The sequence below is a fragment of the Plantactinospora sp. WMMB334 genome, from assembly GCF_049179095.1.
In the GTDB taxonomy this organism is placed as follows: Bacteria; Actinomycetota; Actinomycetes; order Mycobacteriales; family Micromonosporaceae; genus Plantactinospora.
Window position 1 is genome coordinate 6577925 of sequence record NZ_JBMHME010000002.1, and the last position, 17777, is coordinate 6595701.

General features: G+C 73.3%; 14 protein-coding genes. 8 read left to right on the forward strand and 6 right to left on the reverse strand.

Annotation, left to right across the window (positions count from 1 at the left end):
- Positions 1 to 23: 23 nt before the first annotated feature.
- Positions 24 to 1022, reverse strand: coding sequence for an NAD-dependent epimerase/dehydratase family protein (locus ACN27G_RS28420; RefSeq protein ID WP_421495793.1), 999 nt, complete (start codon positions 1020 to 1022; stop codon positions 24 to 26).
- Between the two features lie 179 nt (positions 1023 to 1201).
- On the opposite strand from ACN27G_RS28420, the gene ACN27G_RS28425 reads away from it, so the two are divergent.
- The 3 genes from ACN27G_RS28425 (at position 1202) to ACN27G_RS28435 (ending at position 2466) form a co-directional block, all read left to right on the forward strand.
- Positions 1202 to 1555 carry an STAS domain-containing protein gene (locus tag ACN27G_RS28425; RefSeq protein ID WP_421495794.1) on the forward strand — a complete coding sequence of 118 codons (354 nt, stop codon included), beginning with the start codon at positions 1202 to 1204 and terminating at the stop codon, positions 1553 to 1555.
- An 86-nt stretch (positions 1556 to 1641) separates the two neighbouring features.
- On the forward strand, positions 1642 to 2103 hold the full coding sequence (gene mscL / locus ACN27G_RS28430) for a large conductance mechanosensitive channel protein MscL (RefSeq protein WP_421495795.1): 462 nt from the start codon (positions 1642 to 1644) through the stop codon (positions 2101 to 2103).
- 126 nt (positions 2104 to 2229) lie between these two features.
- Complete coding sequence (locus ACN27G_RS28435) at positions 2230 to 2466, forward strand: hypothetical protein (RefSeq protein ID WP_421495796.1); 237 nt, start codon at positions 2230 to 2232, stop codon at positions 2464 to 2466.
- Positions 2467 to 2505: 39 nt separating this feature from the next.
- Here ACN27G_RS28435 and ACN27G_RS28440 read toward each other — a convergent pair whose 3' ends face one another.
- Entirely contained in the window at positions 2506 to 3435 is a 930-nt protein-coding gene (locus ACN27G_RS28440; protein WP_421495797.1) for an SCO2521 family protein, read from the reverse strand.
- A gap of 189 nt (positions 3436 to 3624) precedes the next feature.
- Between ACN27G_RS28440 and ACN27G_RS28445 the strand changes: the two genes are divergently transcribed.
- Positions 3625 to 7986 (forward strand): HEAT repeat domain-containing protein, encoded by a 4362-nt coding sequence (locus ACN27G_RS28445; protein WP_421495798.1) that lies wholly within the window; start codon positions 3625 to 3627, stop codon positions 7984 to 7986.
- A 26-nt stretch (positions 7987 to 8012) separates the two neighbouring features.
- Here ACN27G_RS28445 and ACN27G_RS28450 read toward each other — a convergent pair whose 3' ends face one another.
- The 4 genes from ACN27G_RS28450 to ACN27G_RS28465 all read right to left on the reverse strand — a co-directional run bounded on the left by ACN27G_RS28450 (position 8013) and on the right by ACN27G_RS28465 (position 13007).
- A complete protein-coding gene (locus ACN27G_RS28450; protein WP_421495799.1) occupies positions 8013 to 8975 on the reverse strand; it encodes an SCO2522 family protein in 963 nt (320 codons plus the stop codon).
- Positions 8972 to 9889, reverse strand: a complete 918-nt coding sequence (locus ACN27G_RS28455) for an SCO2523 family variant P-loop protein (RefSeq protein WP_421495800.1) — start codon at positions 9887 to 9889, stop codon at positions 8972 to 8974. Before ACN27G_RS28455 ends, ACN27G_RS28450 begins: the two co-directional genes overlap by 4 nt.
- A gap of 1 nt (position 9890) precedes the next feature.
- On the reverse strand, positions 9891 to 11723 hold the full coding sequence (locus ACN27G_RS28460; protein WP_421495801.1) for an SCO2524 family protein: 1833 nt from the start codon (positions 11721 to 11723) through the stop codon (positions 9891 to 9893).
- Between the two features lie 303 nt (positions 11724 to 12026).
- On the reverse strand, positions 12027 to 13007 hold the full coding sequence (locus ACN27G_RS28465) for an AAA family ATPase (protein WP_421495802.1): 981 nt from the start codon (positions 13005 to 13007) through the stop codon (positions 12027 to 12029).
- Positions 13008 to 13070: 63 nt separating this feature from the next.
- Here ACN27G_RS28465 and ACN27G_RS28470 point away from each other — a divergent pair, with 63 nt between their 5' ends.
- The 4 genes from ACN27G_RS28470 (at position 13071) to ACN27G_RS28485 (ending at position 17589) form a co-directional block, all read left to right on the forward strand.
- Positions 13071 to 13817, forward strand: a complete 747-nt coding sequence (locus tag ACN27G_RS28470) for a PP2C family protein-serine/threonine phosphatase (protein WP_421495803.1) — start codon at positions 13071 to 13073, stop codon at positions 13815 to 13817.
- A 93-nt stretch (positions 13818 to 13910) separates the two neighbouring features.
- Positions 13911 to 14471 (forward strand): 2Fe-2S iron-sulfur cluster-binding protein, encoded by a 561-nt coding sequence (locus ACN27G_RS28475; RefSeq protein ID WP_421497489.1) that lies wholly within the window; start codon positions 13911 to 13913, stop codon positions 14469 to 14471.
- Positions 14468 to 15472: an FAD binding domain-containing protein gene (locus tag ACN27G_RS28480; RefSeq protein ID WP_421495804.1), complete on the forward strand. Its 1005-nt coding sequence runs from the start codon at positions 14468 to 14470 to the stop codon at positions 15470 to 15472. The genes ACN27G_RS28475 and ACN27G_RS28480 overlap by 4 nt, the downstream gene beginning before the upstream one ends.
- Complete coding sequence (locus tag ACN27G_RS28485) at positions 15469 to 17589, forward strand: xanthine dehydrogenase family protein molybdopterin-binding subunit (RefSeq protein WP_421495805.1); 2121 nt, start codon at positions 15469 to 15471, stop codon at positions 17587 to 17589. The genes ACN27G_RS28480 and ACN27G_RS28485 overlap by 4 nt, the downstream gene beginning before the upstream one ends.
- The last annotated feature ends 188 nt before the right edge of the window (positions 17590 to 17777 follow it).

A 17777-nucleotide genomic window follows, 5' to 3' on the forward strand; every position in this document is an offset into this window, starting at 1 on the left:
TGCCCGGGCGGGTGCGGCCAGGGTTACCGGCCGGCGGCGTGCCAGGCGGCGAGCAGGTCGGCCTCCTCCGCCTCGGTGAGCCCGATCCGCTGGCCCTCCCCGGGTCCGGCCCCGGCCAGCCACTCGGCGGTGTCCCGGACCGACTCGGCGAGCGGCCGGGTACGCAGCCCGGCCGCCAGGCTCGGGGTCACGTCCCGGGTCATGAAGCCGGCGTACTCCGGCAGGGGCAGCCAGAGCGGCAGCGACCGGGGGCCGGACCACGGCTGCACCCCCTGCTCGACCAGGAACTCCTGCGGCACCCAGCTCGGGGTGGCCCCGCCGGGGAGCACCTCGGCGAGGAACGCGGCCCGGGTCGTCGGCGCGCCGGTGCCGTCGTACGTGCCGGTCAGCCCGCGCTCACCCGCCGCGACGATCCAGCCGGCCAGGTCGCGTACGTCCACCAGCTGCACCGGCTCGTCCGGCGCGCCGGGCGCGAGCACCTCGCCGCCCCGGGACGCCCGCCGGACCCAGTATTCGAAACGCCCGCTCGGATCCTCGGGACCGACCAGCAGCCCGGCCCGGCAGACGAAGACCCGGTCGGCGCCGAACGCCTCCGTCACGATCCGCTCGCAGGCCACCTTGCAGGCGCCGTACGCCTCCGCGTCGCGCCACGGATCCTCCGCGTCCCGGGGCGGGGGCGCCAGCACCCGGGCGGTCCCGGCCCGCTGGCCGGCGACGGTGGTGTCCGCGTACACCGAACCGGACGAGACGAGGGTGACGTGCCCCACCCGGCCGGCCAGCGCGGCCGCCGCGTGCCGGACATGGTCGGGATGCCGGGCCACGTCCACCACCGCGTCGAACTCGCCGCCGATCGCGGTGAGACCGGCCGGGTCGTCGCGGTCCACCCGGACGAAGCGGACGCCTTCCACCGGCTTTCCGGAGGTGCCCCGGGCGGCACAGGTGACGTCGTGGCCGGCGGCGAGCGCCTGCCGGGCGACGGCCCGGCCGAGAAAGACGGTGCCGCCGAGGACGAGGATTCGCATCCGGCGATCGTGCCGGGGCCGGAGGGCGGCCGGTAACCCCTGTTCGCGGAGAGCGGAGCAGGTGCCGCCGCCGGTTCCGGCCGGCCCGACCGCAGACCGCCGGCCGACTTCCCGGCGCCTGCCATGCGTATCGGGCCGGTTGTGGAGTACGGTTCGACCGATATCCCAGGAGGTTGCGAATGTCCCTGACGGTGCACACCGAGGAGCGGGCCGACGTCGTCGTCGTGTCGGTCGCGGGCGAACTCGACATGGCCACCGCGCCGCAACTTCAGGATCAGATCACGGATCTGCTGGAGAAGGGGCGCACGAAGCTCGTCTTCGACCTCTCCGAGCTCACGTTCTGTGACTCCACCGGGCTCTCCGTCTTCGTCCGCACCCGCAACAGCGCCGACGAGGCCGGCGGCCTGGTACGGCTGGCCGCACCGCGCCGGGGAGTGCTGCGCATCCTGGAGGTCAGTGGCCTGGTGGAGGTGCTCCAGACGCACGCCACGGTCGAGGAGGCGGTGGCGGGCGGCCCGCCCAGCGCGGGCTGAGCGCCGGATCCCGGCCGCTTTTCCGGCCGCACCGGACGGGGCGCTAGGTTGTCGACCGACACGATCACGGCAACCTGGAGATGCCAATGCTCAAGGGCTTCAAAGACTTCATCATGCGCGGCAACGTCGTCGACCTTGCCGTCGGTGTGGTCATCGGCGCGGCCTTCACCGGCCTGGTCACCCAGTTCACCGACTCCTTCCTGAAGCCGCTGATCACGATGTTCGGCGGTGGCGAGGGCATCGAGGCCGGCGTGGAGAAGCTGCCCAACGGCGCCGAGGTGGACTGGGCCGCCTTCGTCAACGCCACCATCACCTTCCTGATGACCGCGGCGGTCCTCTACTTCCTGGTCGTCTTTCCGATGAACAAGCTCGCCGAGCGCCGCCAGCGGGGCGAGGAGCCGCCGCCGGCCGCACCGAGCGAGGAGATCAAGCTGCTCACCGAGATCCGTGACTCGCTTGTCGCGGCGGGCCGGGCACCGAACCGGCACCCGGAGGGCCCGGACGAGCGGTTCGGCCAGCAGTACCCGCCGGCTCCGCGCCGCCCCTGAGCAACCGCCCGAGCAACCGCCCGCTCGGGCGCCCGCTCTCGGGTGCCCGAGCGGGGCGTCACCCACCCGGGTGGCGGGCCGGACACCGAACGATCTTCTCGAACACGCGTTCGATAAGGTCCCGGCATGGAACAGCGAAAGCACTGGTGGAACGGCAAGTGGGGGCGTCTGGCACGGCGCGACGTCTACCTGCGGGCCGACGCCGACCAGTGGCACGTGGAACAGCGGGCCGGCGGTGCCGAGGGGATCTCCCGGTTCTACGAGTTCGACGGCGAGGAGGCGGCGTACGACATGATCCGCACCCTGCTGGCCGGCTCGGACACCTGGCGGGAGCTCTCCGCCCGCCCGCCCGGCGCCGGCTGACCGACCGGCGCACGGGCTGCCCGGGACCGACCGGCCGGCTCAGCGGGCCGGCGCCTCCAGCAGCGCGATGGTGCTGAGCGTGACCTGGTCGCGGATCCGGGTCACCGAGGTCTGCCACTGCCGGGTGAAGCCGGGCCGGTGTTCGAGGTCGTGCCAGACCGGCAGCACCGACTCGTCGAGCCGGGCCGCCGGCATCCAGAGGTGCAACAGGCAGTCGATCGCCGGGCGGAGCCGGTGCACCTTCTGGGTCCGGGTGCCCGGCCCGGTGAGGCTGAACTCGATGAGCGAGAGCAGCGTGGTGAGCAGCCAGTCGTGCAGGGCGAGATCCTCGCAGAACTCCACCAGGGCGGGTACGGCCTCCGGCGGCGCGGTCAACTCCAGGGTGCGCAGGGTGTCGGACTCGATCCGCAACTTCCCGCGCGCCTCACTCGTGGCGTCGGCCGCCGGCAGGACGGACCAGCGCAGCCGGGTGCGCTTGGTCCGGAACGGGGGTCGCCGGTCCAGCCGGGCCGAGCTCTGCACCGCGTCGATCAGCCGGGCGCTGATCGCGCCGAGGTTGAGCGTCTGCGACTGGTGGGCACCGAGGAAACCCGCGGAGACGTCCCGGACGTCGACCTTGCCGATCGTCTCCACCCAGCCCGGCCGGGCCAGGTAGTGCGACCAGGTCAGCCGGCGGTTGCTGGCCGCCCGGTCCAGCCGGGTGTACGTGGAGCCCTGCAGCACGTGCCCACCGGTCACCGCGGCGCGCGACACCACCGTCCCGACCCCCCGGGTCCGGCTGCCCGACCTGGTCGGCAGCCGGCAGTCGATCCCGGTGAGCTGGTCCGGCGAGACCGCGTACGCGATCGGGCGCTCCGACCGGCGGACCCGCTGGCCGACCAGGAGGTCGAGGAGTTGGGCGGTGTTCTCCAGCGAGAGCGAGCTGGAGTTCTGCAGGAGTCCGGTGTGGACCTCGCCCAAGGTCAGCATCGCGCTCCTCCGCAACCTCGTGCGCACCGCGACCGAACCGCCGGAACTGGGGCGCCGTAACAGCGTCACAGTAGCCGACATTCCGCCGCCGCCCGGCGACCGCGTCCGATCAGCGGAAACGCGTTCTTGCAGCACATTGGTACGGTGGCGTCACGCGCCGCTCACGCCGCCGCCCCCATAGGAGCTGCCGTGACCAAGGTCTACGTCTCGGCCACCTTCCGCGATCTGCAGGAATGTCGGGCCGCCGTGCAGTTGGCGCTGCGCCGGCTGCGGGTCGAGGACGTGGCCATGGAGTCCTACGTGGCCGAGGACCGGCGCCCGCTGGAACGCTGCCTGGCCGACGTCGCCGAATGTGACGTCTACGTCGGCATCTTCGCCTGGCGGTACGGTTTCGTCCCGGCCGGCTACGACCGCTCCATCACCGAGCTGGAATACCGGGAGGCGCTGACCGGCGGCAAGCCCTGCCTCATCTTTCTGCTCGACGAGGAGGCGCCCTGGCCGCGCAGTTTCGTGGACCGGGGCGCCGACGCCGACAAGATCGAGGCGCTCCGGGCGGAGCTGGCGGACCGGCACATGTGCGGCGCGTTCCGGGATCCGGCCGACCTGGCCGCGATGGTGACCGCGGCGGTGGCGAACTACCTCACCGACGCCGGGGTGCCGACCGGCGGCGGGATGCAGACGCTGGGCCGGGACGCACTCAAGCAGTACCTGCTCCGGCTCCGCCAGCACTACGGTGTGCTGGACCTCGACGCGGTGACGCCGGAACAGACCGAGGACTACCTCGGGATCCAGTTGACGTCGGTCTTCGTGGAGCAGTGGGTACGCGAGGACCCGCCCCCCGCCGAGCTGCCCCGGGAGTGGCTGCGGCGGATGCAGTCGGAGGGGCGGATCGGCACCGAGGACGTGCCCGAGGAGGTCGACCCCCGGGAGCTGGTGCAGTTGCACGAGTCGTACCGGGCGAAGCCGTTGCAGCGGCTCTTCGACGTGCTCGGCGCGCCGGACCAGCGGGCGGTCGTGCTGCTCGGCGACCCGGGATCGGGCAAGTCGACCGCGGCCCGCTACGTGACGCTCAGCCTCACCGGCGGGCCGGTCGACGACCGGCTGACCGCACTCGCCGACCACCTGCCGCTGTTGATCGAGCTCCGCTCCTTCATCACCCTGGCCGCCGAGGGCCGGTGCGACAACTTCGTCGACTATCTCGACCACCGCGCCGGCACCGACGGGCTCGGCATCGACCGGACGACGCTGCTGCGGCACCTCGGCGTCGGGGGCCGGGCGGTGATGATCCTGGACGGCCTCGACGAGGTCTTCGACCGGCACCGGCGGGAGGAGGTCGCCCGGCAGATCGCCGGCTTCGCCGCCAACCACCCGCAGGTACGGATGATCGTCACCTCCCGGATCATCGGCTACTCGCGGCGGATCCTGACCAGCGTCGGCTTCGTCCACTACACGCTGCAGGACCTCGACGAGAGACAGACCGGGGAGTTCCTGTCGAGCTGGTACCGGCTGGCGGTCGGGGACCGGCCGGAGGACGCCCAGGCCCAGCGGGCCAGGCTGCTCGACGCGATGCGGCACTCGCACGCGATCCGGGAGCTGGCCGGCAACCCCCTGCTGCTCACCATCCTGGCGATCATCGGCAAGCACCAGCCGCTGCCACGGGAGCGCTGGAAGCTCTACGACCACGCCGCGACCGTGCTGGTGGCGCAGTGGGACACCGACCGGCACCTGCGCGAGCAGTCCCAGGTCGCCGACTTCCTGGACACCGAGGACAAGAAGGAGCTGCTGCGCCGGCTGGCATACCGGATGCAGTCCGCCGACCGTGGGCTGACCGTCAACTACATCGACCGGGTCGAGCTGAGCGACGTCTTCGAGCAGTACCTGATCGAGCGCTACCGGCGGGACGCCGTGACCGCCCGGGTCATCGCGCTGGCGATGATCGACCAGTTCCGGGAGCGGAACTTCATCCTCAGCCGGTACGGCCCGCACGTCTACGGCTTCGTGCACCGCACCTTCCTGGAGTTCTTCTGCGCCGACGCCATCCTGGCCAAGTTCCAGCACGACCAGGTCCTCTCCTTCGAACAGCTCAAGGAGCTCTTCCGGCAGCACTGGGCCGACCTGTCCTGGCGGGAGGTGCTGCGGCTGCTCGCCGGCGCCCTGCACCAGAACCACACCGCGCAGCTCATCCACCTGCTCACCACCGAGGTCAACCAGCCCTGGCCGCCGGCCGACTTCGCGCCGCCACCGTGGAACCTGGCCCTCGCCGTGCAGTGCCTCGCCGAGGTGCGCAACCTGCACAGCGCCGCCGCCAAACCCGCCGAGACCCTGCTGCGGCAGCTCATCCTGCTGCTGGAGCACTGCGTCTCGATCGACGACCGGGAGACCGCCCGGCTCATCGACGAGGAGATCCTGCCCGCCGCCAAGGCGATCGGCCCGAACTGGCCGGGCCGCAGGATCTACCTCTCCTGGTACCGCCGCCGGGGCGTCCGCGTCGTCTGGAACCCGGTCTCCATCCACGCCGCCCGGCTGGCCGCGATGCTCTCCACCCCCGCCGAGCGGATCGACGACCTCTTCGACGACGTCCTCGCCACCATGGACGAGAGCCCCGCGTGCTACGCCTCGGTCGCCGGCCTCGCCGAGCTGGCCCAGCTCGCCACCAGCGCCGCCGACAGCCCCGCACACCAGGCCGCCGCCGCCCGCGCCCGGACCAGACTGATCAAACGCGCCCGCGACGACGGCCACGCCGGGGTCCGGCTCGCCGCCGTCGAGGCGCTCGGCGAGCGGTTCGGCACCGACCCGGAGGCCCGCGACCTGCTGATCGAACGCGTCCGGGCCGACGGCTACGCCGGGGTGCGGCTCGCCGCCGTGCAGGCGCTCGGCGAGCGGTTCCGGGACGAGCCGCACGTCCGCGACCTGCTCCGGGAACGCGCCCGCGCGGACGAGCACGCCAGCGTGCGGCGTACCGCCATCCAGACCCTCGGCGACCGGTACGGCGGCGACGACGACCTCCGGGACGTGCTCGTCGAGTGCCTCCGCACCGACACCGACGCCGAGGTGACCCGTACCGCGGCGCACGTCCTGGTCGAGCGCTTCGCCGCCAGCCGGCACGTCCGCGACCTGCTCGTCGAGCGTGCCCGCGACGACACCGACCCGGTCACCCGGCGCACCAGCGTCCGGGTGCTCGGCGAGCGGCTGGCCTCCGACGCCAAGGTCCGCGCCCTGCTCATCGACCGGGCGCGCGCCGACCGCGACCCCGGGGTGCTGCGCGTCGCCGCCCGCGCCCTGATCGACCGGGACGGCCCGGACACCACCACCCGGGACCTGCTGGTCAGCCGGGCCGGCGGGGACGCCGACGAGGTCGTCCGGCGGGCCGCGCTGCGGATGCTGGTCGAGCACTTCGAGCGGGACACCGCGCTCATCGACCTGTTGGTCACCGCCGTCCGCACCGACCGGGACGCCGACGTACGGCTGCTCGCCGCCGAGGCGCTGACCGACGAGATCGGCGCCGAGGCCTCGGTCGGCGCCGCGCTCGGCGAGCTGGCGCTGCGCGACCCGGACCCCCGGATCCGGCTGGTCGCCGCCCGGGCCCTGATCGAGCGGGTCGGGATGGACTCGGCCGTCTCCGAGGTGCTCGCCGGGCTGGCCGGCGACGACGCCGACGCCGCCGTACGCCTCGCCGCCGTCAACGCGCTCGCCGACACCGCCCGCCGCGAACCGGCCGTCCGGCAGGTGGTGCTCGACCGGGCCCGCGCCGACTCCGACGCCGAGGTCCGGCTCGCCGCGCTGCGGGCGCTCACCCGGGAGCCACGGGTGCCCGACGAGGTCTACCAGGTGCTGGTCGACCGGGCACACCACGACCCCGACGCCGCCGTCTTCGCCCTCGCCGCCACCGCCGTGGTCGAACGCGGCGGCTCCCGGGACGACGTGCAGGAGTTGCTCGCCGGGCGGGTGCACGGGGACGGCAACGCCCGGGTCCGGCTCGCCGCCGTACGCCTGCTCGTGCAGCGGGTCGGCATCGACGCCGAGGTCCGGGAGGCGCTGCTGGAGCGGATCCGGCACGACCCCGACCCCGAGCTCGTGCACGAGGCCGCGGTCGAACTCGCCACCCGGCTCGGCACCGACGTCGAACAGTGCGAGTTGCTGATGGCCCGGGCCACCGGCGAGGATCCGCAGATCCGCACCGTCGCGGTACGCATCCTCGGCGAGCACTACGGCGCCGACCGGGCCGTACGCGAGCTGCTGATCGACCGGGCCGGCACCGACCGGGACGTGCAGGTACGCCGGGAGGCGCTGCGGGTGCTCGGCGAACGTCTCGCCGAGCACCCCGAGGTGCGTACCCTCTTCGTCGAGCGGCTCCGCGACCAGGACTGGTCGGTGCGCGCCGCCACCGTGCTCGCCCTCGGCACCCACTTCGGCGCCGACCACCAGACCCGGGAACTCCTGACCGAGCTGGCCCGGGACGACCCGGATCCCGGCTTCCGGCGCCGGGCCGGTCAGGTGCTCACCTGGCTGCCCGACGCGGATCCCGACCACCTGCCGGACGTGCGGCGGTGAGCGCGGTGCGGGGTGCGCGGTGCGGGTCAGTCGCCGATGAAGGCGTACTCCGTCCGCTCGACCAGGTCCTTGGGCAGGTCGATGTGCTCGTTGCGGCTGCGGGTCTGTATCTGGTCCAGCACGGCCGGGCTGATCGAGACCTGGCTGAGGATGGTCCGGACGGCGTGTTCGACCGGCAGGAACCGGCTGCCGAGCACCGAGAAGGTCCGGTACGCGCTGAACGGTGCGGCGTACGGGTTGAGCTTCACCACCGCCGGCATCTCGTCCCAGTCGTCCGGCCAGTCCTCGAGCTGGTAGGGATTTGTCACGCCCTCGCCCTCGTGCCGCAGCAGGCCGAGCCGGAGAAGTTGCCAGACCGCCGCCAGGAACGGGCAGGACCAGCGCCGCTTGCCGTCCTCCTCGTAGTCCCAGAGCTCGACGTCCATGAAGATGGAGTGCCGGTTCGCCGCGTTCTGCACCGGCGGCTGCCAGGCCCGCCCGGCGCTCATCGCCTGACCCGGGCCGGAGGCCGGCGACCGCCTGCCGTTGCAGAGCCAGCCGGTCTCGGAGGTCGGCGGCCGGTCTCCGGTGGTCTCCGGGACCGGGTCGGAGACGAGCTGGGTGAGCACCAGTTCGGCGAGCGGGACGTCGTCGGCCTGGGCGCAGCCGGCCTCCCGGGCGAAGTAGTCGATCACCAGCCCGGTGCCCTCGGCCGCCTCCCGGACCTGCTCCATCACCAGCCTCGGCGTGCTGAACCGGGTGAAGTAGTCGTCGATCAGGAAGCAGGTGCTGACCCGGGGCCGGCCGCTCGGTGTCCGCTCGGCGATGGCCTGCCGGGCCGCCGCCGCCCACGGCGCGACCCGGGCGAAGTGCCGGCGGAGCTGGTCGATGCCGCCGGCGAACTCCTCGATGTAGAGGTGTCCCAACTCGATGGAGAGGTGGGCGAGCGGCACGGACTCGACCCCGCGTCTGGCCGCCGTCTCCTCGAAGGTCACATCCGGTCGTCTCATAGCATCTCCCAGGCCGCGTCGTCCACGATCAGTTTTGCCAGCGCCGAGAAGGCCTCCACGGTCTCCAGGTTCGCTATCTTGCGCGCGTACACGTCGTTGTCGGAGATGAGCTGCTCCCGCCACTGCAGCACCGGGTCCAGCGGCACCGACCCGATCAGCATCGTCCGGCCGACCCGGTGGTTGCTGGCCAGCTCCAGCAGGTCCTGGTTGCACTCCCGCAGCCAGGCGACCTGCGCCGGCCGCAGCCCCTCCAGCTCCGGCGAGTCCGGGTCGACCACGGCGGTGCGGACGAACCGGAGCCGATTCATGAGGTCGTCGTGGTCGTGCCCGGCCCGGGTGCCGGCGTCCAGGATGCCCCGGGTGCCGTAGACCAGCCCGGAGGCGGCGAGGACGTGCTGCCGGGTCCAGCGGTGGAAGACCAGCCACCGCGAGCGGACCGACTTCAGCTCCGGCATCGCGGTGGCGGCCAGCACCATCTGGGTGGCGTACGACCGGCCGGCGCTCAGGTCGACGAGGCAGAGGTCGAACTCCTCCTCGAGCCGCAGGAAGAGCCGGGCGCAGCGTTCGATCCGCTCGCGGGTGGCCGGGAACTCGCCGCCGCCGCTGTCACCGGGGAGCAGCACCAGCCGGCCGGCGCCGGGTGGCCGGCTGCGCAGGCTGGGCCGGTCGGACTCGGTCCACACCTCGATCCGCTGCGGCTCGGCCAGGGCGCCGTCCAGATAGTCGTGCAGGCCACCCCGGGTGGTGCCGTGCACGGCGGAGTTGATGTGGAAGATCGCGCCGGCCGTCGGCGACCCGAAGTCGAAGTCGAGATAGCAGACGTCGCTGCCCTGCAACGCGCTGCGGTAGAGCATGTTGCTGCTGGTGACCGAGCGCCCGGTGCCACCCTTGTCGGAGGCCGCGAAGATCAGCATCTCAGCCCGCCTCCGCGACGTCCCGGCGGGCCGCGCTCAACTCGTCGAGCTGGCGCAGCACCGCACTGGTCAGCGCCGCCGCGGTGCCGGGACGCTCGTGCACGATCTCCCGGGCGCGGCGCAGGCTGACCCGGACCACCTGCAGGGTCTGCTGCATCCTCGGCCCTCCTTCGGCCGCCCCGGTCAGCAGCTCCATGTCGTAGAGGTGCTCGGCCTCGTTGAGCAGGTCCTGCGCGTGCAGGGTGAGCCGCTCGCTCGGCACCGGCGGTCGGCGCAGGATGCGCGCGGTGGTGACGAGGGACTGCACCACGCGTTCGGTGTAGTACCACGAGGGCGAGTCGTGATATTCGTCGAACTGCCGGAACGCCCGGGCCGGCTGGTCCCAGAGGCTGCGACCGTTGCCGCGCTCGAGGCGGCGGAGGACCAGATGGTCCCAGACCCGGTCGGCCAGGTCGAGCAGCTTCGCCCGCTGGTCCGCGTCGCTGAGCAGGCCGGCTATCAGCGCGGTGCGCTGCAACAGCAGGGCGGAGAACTCGGTGACCGCCCAACGCAGCCTCGGGCCGCCCAGCTTGTCGCTGTTCTGCAGCGTCAGCCGTACGCCGGGGGCGTGCAGCGCGAGCGCCGGGTCCACGTCGAACGGACGGCGGGTGATCCGCGCCCGGTTCGCCAGCTCCTCCAGGACCGCACCGACCCGGCTGAGTTCGGCGTCCGCGCCCCGCTCCATCACCAGGCCCTTGACCGCCAGCGAGGTCACCAGCAGGGTGTAGTAGTCGGAGGCGTCCCGGTCGGTGGTCCGCCAGGGGATGTCCTCCAGCGGCCAGCGGTGCCCGTCGCCGAAGGTGGCGACGGTGGCCCAGTAGCCGCGGGTCAGGTCCCACCGCAGTTGGAGTGCCCGGGACAGCCGCTGCTGCTCCTCGTTGAGCAGGCCGAGGATCCGGGTCCGCTCGGTGAAGAGTTCCTCGATCGCGTCGATGGCGATCACGGTGAAGTAGAGGTAGGGCTCCTCCGGCGCGATCCCGGACACCTGCTGGCCGATCGGCTCCGTCGTCTCGACCTCCGGTGCCTCCCCGACGACGCCCCAGGACCAGCCGCACTCGAAGAGCCGGTTCGGACTGTCCAGGTCGGCCACCTGACCAGAACCGATCATGACCTCGCGGAAGCTCGCGATCGTCTGCCGCAGCCGGCGACGGAGCTGGGAGACGATCTGCCGCTGCGGCAGGTCGCCCTGGTTGAGGGTGCGGATGAGCGCCTGGCCCTCGTCGGAGTCGGCGTCGAAGACGTTCACCGCGAAGCTGCGCAACAGCCCGACCATGGCGGCGGTGAGCCGTACGCTCGCCATGGTCTCCAGATCGTCGATCTCCCGGAGGATCTCCTCGCGGCGCACCGCCGAGCGGAAGACCTTGGCGAAACCGATCGCGGCCAGGGAAAGTGTGATCGACATGGCGAACGAGTCGACGATGTCGAGATCGAGTTGCTGCTCCGAGGGCTCCTCGCCGTCGGTCTGGAAATAGGTCCGGCCGGAGAATACCGGTGTCCCGGATTTGTCGGTGTAGCGCTGGTAATACTCCGTGAGCACCTGGATGACGACCCGCGGAATCTGGGTGGCGGTGCCGAGCGGGCGCAGGGCCCTGATCATTTCCTCGGCTGTCTCGTCCGGACGGTCCAGTCCGAAGCTCGCCTGGGTGGCCGGGAGCAGGATGCAGAGGAGCTGCTCGGCGTCACTGATCGAGTTCGGGCCGTCCCGCCCGCCCCACTGCCACTTGCCGTCCTGCCAGCTCGACCGGACGGTGGCCGTCCAGATCTCCAGGAGCTCCTGACGGGGCTGGATCCTCATCTATCGTGCACCACCATCCGCGAAAACACCGGCTAGGTCGAGCGGCACTTCTGTTGTGTGTCGGGGAAGACCTCGCGGCTCCCGCGCGCGTTCGATGATAGATACGCGATCGACCGGTTGGGGTGAGCCACCTTCACGACCGGCCGCGAATCAGAGGAAGATGCTGGTCAACGCCGGACTGCTCGGCTTTTCCACAGTGGCGGCACGTTTCACCGCGGCCACCCCCTTCGCGTCCCGGGCCTGTCTGTCAATGATGGCGCACGCGTCAAGGCGGGCGGAACCGTCGACCGGTGGGGCGCCGGATCAGCCCGGCCGGACCGGGCCGGTGAGCTGCCGGCGTACCGCCCAGAGCGCCGCCTCGGTGCGCGACGCCGAGCCGGTCTTGCGGAGCAGGTTGGAGACGTGCACCGTGACCGTACGCACCGAGATGCCGAGCGAGCGGGCCACCTGCTTGTTGGACATGCCGGCGGCCAGGCAGGAAAGCACCTCGATCTCCCGTCCGGTCAGCTCGGCGGCGGGCGCCGGCGCCTCGTCGAACAGGTGCTCGCCGCGCTCCGCGACCAGCAACTCGACCAGCCGGTAGGGGTTGCCCCCGGTCCGCCGCCACACCGCGTCGACGGCCCCCGGCGCGACCGGGCGTCCGGGGTAGACCTGGCCCAGCACGGCGGCGACCTCCGGCCGGCCCAGCGGGCCGAGATGCTGCCGGACCGCGCCCGGGGCACCGGCGAGCCGGGCCAGGGTCGCGGCGACCAGCCCCGGCGAGATCGCCGTCTCCGCCGGCCGGCTCGCGACCACCAGCAGCGCCGGCAGCTCCGGAGCGGCGGCGAGTTCACCGACCAGGTTGAGGCTGGCCGGGTCGAGCGCGTGCAGGTCCTCCACCACCAGCACCGCCGGGCCGGCACCGACCAGGGCCCGTACGGTAACCACGGCGAGCCGGAGCAGCGCGTCGGGGGCGTACCGCTCCCGGGGCGGGTGCGGGTGCTGGGCGAGCCAGGCCAGCGCGTCCGGCGGCAACGGCAGGCCGGCGGTGTCCCGGCCGCTGAGCACCGCGGCCAGCCAGTCGTACGGTGCCGGGGTGTGCACCCGGGCCGTGCCGGTGAGGACGGTCGCCGGCCGGGGCGAGAGGTCGGCCAGGGCGGCACTGATCAGCAGGCTCTTGCCCACCCCGGCGGCGCCGGTGACCACCACGCGGCCGGTGCGGGGACGCCCACCGGCCACCGTGGCCCAGGCGGTGGCGAACTCGGCCAGCTCGCCGGTGCGCCCGACCATGGAGACCGGCATCATGAGCCAACCCTACGCAGTAGTGCGTAGTGACGTAGGCGTGGATCTCCGGGCAAGCTGCACGGTATGAGCTTTGTCTTGCGCAGCCTGGCGGTCAGCGACCCGGGTCTGGTCCGGCCCAACAACGAGGACGTGGCGTTCGCCGGGAGCCGCCTGGTCGCGGTCGCCGACGGCATGGGTGGTGCGCCGGCCGGCGAGGTGGCCAGCGAGATCGTGATCAGCGGCCTGGCCCCGGTGGAGCGGTCGGCGGAGACGGATCCGCTGGCCGCCCTGGTTACGGCGATCACCACCGCCAACGCCCGGATCCGGGCGGTCACCGACGAGGACCAGGCCACGGAGGGGATGGGCACCACTGTCACCGCCATGCTGCTCACCGGCCGCCGGCTCGGGGTCGCGCACGTGGGCGACTCCCGGGGCTACCTGTTCCGCGCCGGCAGGTTCACGCAGCTCACCAGGGACGACACCTTCGTGCAGGCCCTCGTCGACCAGGGCGGGCTGACCTCCGAGGAGGCGCGACGGCACCCGCAGCGGTCGCTGGTCACCCGCGCGGTGCAGGGCGGTCCGGTCGAGCCGGCCACCGTCGCGCTGATCGTCGAGGCCGGCGACCGGCTGCTGGTCTGCAGCGACGGCCTCTCCGATGTGGTGAACGACGACGCCATCGCCGGGGTGCTGGCCGGCTACCCGGACCGGGCGGAGTGCGCGCAGCAGTTGGTCAAGCTGGCGCACCAGGCCGGCGCCCCGGACAACGTCACCCTGGTGGTGGCCGACGTCGTCCCGGCGGCCGGGCCGGAGCTGCCGACCCCGGCGGGGTGAGCGGACTCCCGGAAGGCTCGATTGGGCCCGCAGCCGGGGCGGCACTCGGTAACCTCGACATATGGCGCAAATCGCTCCGATGATGGGGTCGTGGTGACGGCGGCACCACACCGGTCACCGGTGCGGCTGTCGGTCAACGGCAGACCGTACGAACTCGACCTCGACAACCGGACCACCCTGCTCGACACCCTCCGGGAGCAGCTGGGGCTGACCGGCGCGAAGAAGGGCTGCGACCACGGCCAGTGCGGATCCTGCACGGTGCTGCTCGACGGCCGGCGGGTGAAGAGCTGCCTCGTCCTCGCCGTGGCGGCGGACGGCTCCAGCCTGGTCAGCGTCGAGGGCCTGGCCGGCGACGGCAGCGGCAGCGGCAGCGGCAGCGGCGAGTTGCACCCGTTGCAGAGCTGCTTCGTCCAGCACGACGCCTTCCAGTGCGGCTACTGCACCTCCGGGCAGCTCTGCTCGGCCCTCGGCATGCTCGACGAGGTGCGCCGGGGCTGGCCGAGCGCGGTCACCGCCGACCTGGCCGCCGGCCCGGAGGGGCTCACCGATCCGGAGATCCGGGAGCGGATGAGCGGCAACCTCTGCCGCTGTGCCGCGTACCCGCACATCGTCTCCGCGATCCGGGAGGCCGCCGCCGTGGAGCGGGTCCGGTGAGGAGCTTCCGGTACGAGCGCGGCAGCGACCCCGAGCAGGCCGTGGCGCTGGCCACCGCCGAGCCGGACGCGGCGTACCTGGGCGGCGGGACGAACCTGGTCGACCTGATGAAACTGGGGGTGGCCCGGCCCGGCCTGCTGGTCGACGTCACCCGGTTGCCGCTGGACGCGGTCGAGCCGCTCCCCGACGGCGGCCTGCGGATCGGCGCCACCGTCCGCAACAGCGACCTGGCCGTGCACCCGACGGTGCGGCGGGACTTCCCGGTGCTCGCCCGGGCGCTGCTGGCCGGGGCGAGCGGTCAACTGCGCAACATGGCCACCGTCGGCGGCAACCTGCTGCAACGGACCCGCTGCCACTACTTCCAGGACGTCAGCCGGCCCTGCAACAAGCGCGACCCCGGTGCCGGCTGCCCGGCGCTGGAGGGGCAGAACCGGGACCTCGCCATCCTCGGCTGGTCGCCGCGGTGCGTCGCGACCCACCCGTCGGACATGGCGGTCGCCCTGGTTGCCCTCGACGCCGTGGTGGAGGTGCTGGAGCCGGCCGGCGCCCGGGACATCCCGCTGGCCGGGTTCCACCGGCTGCCCGGGGAGCGGCCGGACCAGGAGACGACGATGGCACCGGGTGGGCTGGTCACGGCGGTACGGATCCCGGGGCTGCCCTTCGCGCGCCGGTCGGCGTACCGGAAGGCGCGGGACCGGGCCTCGTTCGCCTTCGCGGCCGGCTCGGTCGCGGCAGCGATCGACCTGGACGGAGGGCTGGTCCGGGACGTCCGGCTGGGCTGGGGCGCGGTCGCGCACCGGCCCTGGCGGCCCCGGCTCGCCGAGGCGGCGCTGCGCGGGCAGCCCGCCACCGAGGAGACCTTCCGGCTCGCCGCCGAGGAGGAACTCGCCGCCGCCCGACCGCTGGCGCACAACGCCTTCAAGGTGCCGCTGATCCGCAACCTGACCGTGCGGACCCTGACGGAGCTGGTCGGGCCTGCGGGCACCGGGGAGCCCCGGTGAGCGCACCGGCGGCGGTCGGCCGGGGGCACCCCCGGCTGGAGGGCCGGGAGAAGGTGACCGGCGCCGCCCGGTACGCCGCCGAGTACCCGGCGGACGGGCTGGCGCACGCGTACGGCTGGGCGGTGCAGGCCGGTGTGGCGAAGGGACGGATCGTCCGGGTCGACAGCGGGGCGGCGCAGGCCGAGCCGGGAGTGCTGGCGGTGCTGACGCACGAGAACGCGCCCCGGCTGGACCCGGCGGAGAGCCCGGAACTGCTGCTGCTCCAGCAGCCGCTGGTGCGCTACCGGGGCGAGATCGTGGCGCTGGTGGTGGCGGAGTCGCTGGAGGCGGCCCGGGAGGGCGCCGGGCTGCTCCGGATCGACTACGACAGCGAACCGCACAGCAGCGTGCTGACCGAGCGGCATCCGGGCCTCTACAGGCCGGACCACGTCAACCCGGCGTACCCGACCGACACCCGCACCGGTGACTTCGACGCCGGTTACCGGGCCGCCGAGGTGCGGCTCGACCAGACGTACCGGACGCCGGCCTACCACAACAACCCGATGGAGCCGCACGCCGCGACGGCGTGGTGGGCGGAGGGTCGGCTGCTGGTGCACGACTCCAGCCAGGGCACCACCGAGGTCCGGGCCGCCCTGTGCCGGCTCTTCGCGCTGCCGCCGGAGGCGGTCCGGGTCACCGCCGAGCACGTCGGGGGCGGCTTCGGCAGCAAGGGCAGCCCACGCTGCACCCCGGTGCTGGCCGCGATGGCGGCCCGGCAGGTCGGCCGGCCGGTGCGGTTGGCGCTCACCCGGCAGCAGCTCTTCGGGCCGATCGGCTACCGCACGCCGATCATCCAGCGGGTCCGGCTCGGCGCCGACGCCGACGGCCGGCTCTCGGCGATCTGCCACGACGCGATCAGCCAGACCTCCACCAGCGTCGAGTTCGCCGAGCAGACCGCCGTGCTGACCCGGTCGCTCTACGCGGCGCCGCACCGCCGGACCACGCACCGGCTGGCCCGGCTCGACGTGCCGACCCCGTCCTGGATGCGGGCGCCGGGCGAGTGCCCGGGATCGTTCGCGCTGGAGTGCGCGATGGACGAGCTGGCGGTGGCCTGCGGCGTCGACCCGGTGGAGCTGCGGATCCGCAACGACGCCGAGGTCGAACCGGAGGAGGGCATCCCGTTCAGCAGCCGGAACCTGGTCGCCTGCCTGCGGGACGGGGCCCGGCGGTTCGGCTGGGCGGAGCGCGATCCCGCCCCGGGGATCCGGCGGCAGGGTCGCTGGCTGGTCGGCACCGGGGTGGCCAGCGCGGTCTACCCGGCCCGGACCCCGGGCGCGTCGGCCGAGGCGGTGGCCGGCCCGGACGGGACGTACCAGGTGAGGATCAACGCCACCGACATCGGGACCGGCGCGCGGACCGCGCTCTGGCAGATCGCCGCCGAGGCCCTGGCGGTGCCGGGCGACCGGGTCGGGATCAGCATCGGGGACAGCGACCTCCCGCCGGCCCCCATCGCCGGCGGCTCGACCGGCACCGCCGGCTGGGGCCTGGCGGTGGACCGGGCCTGCCGGAGCCTGCGTCGGCAGCTCCGGGAGGCGCACGGCGGCACCCCACCGCCGGACGGCCTGACGGTACGGGTGGACACCGCCGAGGAGACCGGGTCGCTCCCCCGGCTCGCCCGGTACGCCTTCGGCGCGCACTTCGTGGAGGCCCGCGTCGACATCGACTCCGGTGAGATCCGGGTCGGCCGGATGCTCGGGGTCTTCGCCACCGGCCGGGTGGTGAACCCGACCACCGCCCGGTCCCAGTTGATCGGCGGGATGACCATGGGAATCTCCATGGCGCTGCACGAGGAAGGGCTGCTGGACCAGCGCTTCGGCGACTGGGTCAACCGCGACCTCGCCACCTACCACATCACCGCCTGCGCCGACGTGGAGCAGATCGAGGCGCACTGGGTGCCGGAGGAGGACGACCGGGTCAACCCGCTCGGGGTGAAGGGGCTCGGTGAGATCGGCATCGTCGGCTCGGCGGCGGCGGTGGCGAACGCCGTCCACCACGCCACCGGGCTGCGGCTGCGCGCCCTGCCGATCCAGCTCGACAAGCTGGTGGACCGGCTGCCGGCCGCGGGCGGCGCCGGTTAGCCGCGGTCCCCGGCCGGCCCGGCGGCGGTACGTCAGCGAGGCGGACCTGGACCCGGGCCCGCGCCGAGGCCGCGCCGCACGAGCCGGGCACCCGGCACGGCGTCGCCGCGTACGCCCTCGACCCGACGGCCGCGAGCCGGCTCTGGGAGATCTCGGTACGCACCCTGGCCGGCCGTTCGGGCCACTAG

Excerpts from the sequence above, each read along its gene's own strand:
- ACN27G_RS28420 (WP_421495793.1), bottom strand. The coding sequence starts at position 1,022 with ATGCGAATCCTCGTCCTCGGCGGCACCGTCTTTCTCGGCCGGGCCGTC.
- ACN27G_RS28425 (WP_421495794.1), top strand. The coding sequence starts at position 1,202 with ATGTCCCTGACGGTGCACACCGAGGAGCGGGCCGACGTCGTCGTCGTG.
- mscL (WP_421495795.1), top strand. The coding sequence starts at position 1,642 with ATGCTCAAGGGCTTCAAAGACTTCATCATGCGCGGCAACGTCGTCGAC.
- ACN27G_RS28435 (WP_421495796.1), top strand. The coding sequence starts at position 2,230 with ATGGAACAGCGAAAGCACTGGTGGAACGGCAAGTGGGGGCGTCTGGCA.
- ACN27G_RS28440 (WP_421495797.1), bottom strand. The coding sequence starts at position 3,435 with ATGCTGACCTTGGGCGAGGTCCACACCGGACTCCTGCAGAACTCCAGC.
- ACN27G_RS28450 (WP_421495799.1), bottom strand. The coding sequence starts at position 8,975 with ATGAGACGACCGGATGTGACCTTCGAGGAGACGGCGGCCAGACGCGGG.
- ACN27G_RS28455 (WP_421495800.1), bottom strand. The coding sequence starts at position 9,889 with ATGCTGATCTTCGCGGCCTCCGACAAGGGTGGCACCGGGCGCTCGGTC.
- ACN27G_RS28460 (WP_421495801.1), bottom strand. The coding sequence starts at position 11,723 with ATGAGGATCCAGCCCCGTCAGGAGCTCCTGGAGATCTGGACGGCCACC.
- ACN27G_RS28465 (WP_421495802.1), bottom strand. The coding sequence starts at position 13,007 with ATGATGCCGGTCTCCATGGTCGGGCGCACCGGCGAGCTGGCCGAGTTC.
- ACN27G_RS28470 (WP_421495803.1), top strand. The coding sequence starts at position 13,071 with ATGAGCTTTGTCTTGCGCAGCCTGGCGGTCAGCGACCCGGGTCTGGTC.